The 513-nt window shown below is 43.1% G+C and carries 1 protein-coding gene; it reads left to right on the top strand.

Annotation, left to right across the window (positions count from 1 at the left end):
• A partial coding sequence (lptD, locus tag E2K52_RS14730) for an LPS assembly protein LptD (RefSeq protein ID WP_151205719.1) occupies nucleotides 1-513 on the top strand: 513 nt, incomplete at both ends.

The following is a 513-nucleotide window of genomic DNA, read 5'->3' as shown; positions in this document are numbered from 1 at the left end:
AAGCATCATTACGTAACATCAATACCTTCTATGATGAAAAAACCCAAAACCGTAGTGCATCCAGTGAAAACAGCTCAATTGTAGTTCTACAGTTCACTCTGGATACCGGCTTGATCTTTGAGAAAGAAGGAACTTATCTACACACCCTGACACCTCGCCTCTTCTATGCCTATTCGCCATATGAAAACCAGCAGACTCAACCTAACTTTGATTCCGTAGTAGCTTCGATCAATTACGACCAGTTATTTAGTGCACGCCGTTTTTATGGTAATGACCGTTTGGAAGACAATAATTTTGCCTCCCTCGGCCTCAGCTATAGCCTATTCAATGAAGAAGGTCTGGAGCGTTTACGTGCCAGTATCGGACAGAGTTTCTTTTTTGAAGACCGCCGGGTAACACTGGAAAGCGATGCAGATGAATTTGATCGTGAAAGTCATACCGGACCAGTGATCCAGCTCACCAGTCAGCTCTCCAATAATGTGTATATAAATCTGAACTCAAGCTGGATGTCAA

The organism is Acinetobacter sp. RF14B, from assembly GCF_006864105.1.
GTDB classification, from domain to species: domain Bacteria; phylum Pseudomonadota; class Gammaproteobacteria; order Pseudomonadales; family Moraxellaceae; genus Acinetobacter; species Acinetobacter lwoffii_C.
Note: the sequence above shows the minus strand (reverse complement) of the source record. Positions and strands in the feature narration are given on the sequence as shown.